The organism is Aquabacterium sp., from assembly GCF_029946005.1.
Taxonomy (GTDB): domain Bacteria; phylum Pseudomonadota; class Gammaproteobacteria; order Burkholderiales; family Burkholderiaceae_C; genus Aquabacterium.
This window is the reverse complement of the sequence record NZ_JAQSDR010000017.1, coordinates 1-3,453: the sequence shown is the minus strand read 5'-3', so window position 1 is coordinate 3,453 and position 3,453 is coordinate 1. Positions and strand designations below refer to the sequence as shown.

General features: G+C 63.7%; 1 protein-coding gene. It reads left to right on the top strand.

The window, feature by feature from the left end; translation table 11 throughout:
• On the top strand, positions 1–3,453 hold a 3,453-nt coding region (locus PSV38_RS12625; RefSeq protein WP_300547942.1), incomplete at both ends, for a nitrate reductase subunit alpha.

Here is a 3,453-nt window from a genome sequence, read left to right as displayed (position 1 = left end):
TCACCTGGGAAACCCAGCAGACCGACTACCCGCGCACGCGTCCCGACCTGCCCAACCATGAGCCGCGCGGCTGCGCACGGGGCGCCAGCTACTCCTGGTACTTGTACAGCGCCAACCGCGTCAAGCACCCGATGGTGCGCGGCGAGTTGCTCAGGCAATGGCGCGCAGCAAGGGCCATCGCGAAGACGCCGGTGGACGCCTGGGCCGCGCTGATGAGCAACGCGGACACCCGCCGCAGCTGGCAGAAGGAGCGAGGCCTGGGCGGCTTCGTGCGCGCCAGTTGGGACGAGGTCAACGAGATCATCGCCTCGGCCAACGTTTACACGATCAAGCAGCACGGGCCTGACCGGATCATTGGCTTCTCGCCGATCCCGGCCATGTCGATGATCAGCTACGCGGCGGGCACGCGCTACCTGAGCCTGATTGGCGGCGTGGCCATGAGCTTTTACGACTGGTACTGCGATCTGCCACCGGCCAGCCCACAGGTCTGGGGTGAGCAGACCGACGTGCCCGAATCGGCCGACTGGTACAACTCGACCTTCATCATTGCCTGGGGCTCCAACGTGCCCCAGACGCGCACCCCCGATGCCCACTTTTTCACCGAGGTGCGCTACAAGGGCGCCAAGACGGTGGCCGTCACGCCCGACTACGCCGAGATCTCGAAGCTGGCCGACATCTGGATGCACCCCAAGCAGGGCACCGATGCCGCCGTGGCCATGGCCATGGGCCATGTGATCCTGAAAGAGTTCTACTTCAACAAGCGCAGCGAGTACTTCGACCACTACGTGCGCCGCTACACCGACCTGCCCATGCTGGTCATGCTCAAGGAGCAGGACACGCCCGCGGGCAAGGCCATGGTGCCTGACCGCTACCTGCGCGCCAGCGACATGAGCGGCGAACTGGGCAGCGGCACCAACCCCGAATGGAAGACCCTGGCCTATGACGAGCAGGGCGCCATCGTGCAGCCGCATGGCTCGATCGGCTTCCGCTGGGGCGCGGATGGCCGCCCCGACCAGGGCAAGTGGAACCTGGAGAACAAGGAGGCCGTGGGCGACCGCGAGGTCAAGCTAAAGCTGTCAGTGCTGGAGGGCAACGACCAGGTCGGCATCCACAAGGTGGCCTTCCCGTATTTCGGCGGCATCGACACGCCCAGCTTCCCGTCCAACAAGCAAAGCGATGTGCTGTTGCGCAATGCGCCCATGCAGCGCATCACCATCCAGGACAAGGGCCAGGCCAAAGAGGTGTGGGTCGCCACCGTGTTCGACCTGCAAGTGGCCAGCTACGGCGTCAACCGTGGCCTGACCGATGCCCAGGGCAATCTGGTGGACGACGGTGCCCAGTCCTTCGATGACAACGTGCCCTACACCCCGGCCTGGCAGGAGCAGATCACCGGCGTGCCGCGCGCGCAGGTCATCACCGTGGCCACGCAGTTCGCCGACAACGCCGACAAGACCAAGGGCAAGTCCATGGTCATCATCGGCGCGGCCATGAACCACTGGTACCACTGTGACATGAACTACCGGGGCATCATCAACATGCTGATGATGTGCGGCTGCATTGGTCAATCCGGTGGCGGCTGGGCGCACTACGTGGGCCAGGAAAAGCTGCGCCCACAAACTGGCTGGACCCCACTGGCCTTCGCCCTGGATTGGTCGCGCCCGCCGCGCCAGCAAAATTCCACCAGCTTCTTCTACGCGCACACCGACCAGTGGCGCTACGAAAAACTGGGCGTGAGCGAGGTGCTGTCCCCGCTGGCCGACAAGGCCAAGTTCGGCGGCAGCATGATCGACTACAACGTGCGTGCCGAGCGCATGGGGTGGCTGCCTTCAGCGCCTCAGTTGCAGACGAATCCATTGCAAGTGGTCAAGGATGCCAACGCCAAGGGCCTGGATCCAAAGGACCATGTGGTGAGCGCCTTGAAGGACGGCTCGCTGAAGCTGTCTTGCGAAGATCCGGACAACCCCGCCAACTGGCCTCGCAACATGTTCGTGTGGCGCAGCAACTTGCTGGGCTCGTCGGGCAAGGGTCACGAGTACTTCCTCAAGCACCTGCTGGGCACCACTCATGGTGTGCAGGGCAAGGACCTGGGCGTGGACGACGCCAAGCCTGAAGAAGTCCAGTGGCATGCCAAGGGCCCCGAAGGCAAGCTGGACCTGCTGGTCACGCTGGACTTCCGCATGAGCACCACCTGTCTGTACTCGGACATCGTGCTGCCCACGGCCACCTGGTATGAGAAGAACGACCTCAACACCAGCGACATGCACCCCTTCATCCACCCGCTGTCCACGGCGGTGGACCCAGCCTGGGAGGCCAAGTCAGACTGGGAGATCTACAAGGGCTTTGCCAAGAAGTTCTCCGAGGTCTGCGTGGGGCACCTGGGGGTTGAAAAAGAAGTCGTGCTGACGCCGATCATGCACGACACGCCCGCCGAACTGGCGCAGCCCTTTGGCGTGCAGGACTGGAAGCGGGGCGAGATCGAACTGATCCCCGGCCGCACAGCCCCGCAGATCACGGTGGTCGAGCGCGACTACCCCAACACCTTCAAGCGCTTCACCTCGCTGGGCCCGCTGATGAACAAGCTGGGCAACGGCGGCAAGGGCATTGGCTGGAACACGCAAGACGAAGTGCAGCAGCTGGCGGAACTCAATGGCACCGTGCGCGAGGCCGGCGTGAGCCAGGGCATGCCGCGCATCGAGACCGACATCGATGCGGCTGAAGTGGTGCTGATGTTGGCCCCCGAAACCAATGGGCACGTCGCGGTCAAGGCCTGGGAGGCCTTGTCGAAGCAGACGGGTCGCGAGCACGCTCACCTGGCCATTCACCGTGAAGACGAAAAGATCCGCTTTCGCGACATCCAGGCGCAGCCGCGCAAGATCATTTCTTCGCCGACCTGGTCCGGGCTGGAAAGCGAGAAGGTGTCCTACAACGCGGGCTACACCAATGTGCATGAGCTGATCCCATGGCGCACCCTGACAGGACGCCAGCAGTTCTACATGGACCACCCGTGGATGCAGGCCTTCGGCGAAGGCTTTGTGGCCTACCGCCCGCCGGTAGACCTGAAGACGCTGGTGGACGTGCAGGACCTCAAGCCCAACGGCCACAAGGAGATCGCGCTCAACTTCATCACGCCGCACCAGAAGTGGGGCATTCACTCCACCTACACGGACAACCTGTTGATGCTCACGCTCAACCGGGGCGGCCCCGTGATTTGGCTGAGCGAGGATGACGCCAAGCGCGCGGGCATTGTCGACAACGACTGGGTGGAACTGTTCAACACCAATGGTGCGATCGCGGCTCGGGCGGTGGTGAGTCAGCGTGTCAAGCCAGGCATGGTGATGATGTACCACGCCCAGGAGAAGATCATCAACACCCCGGGCTCGGAGATCACGGGCACGCGCGGCGGCATCCACAACTCGGTGACCCGCATCGTGCTCAAGCCCACGCACATGATTG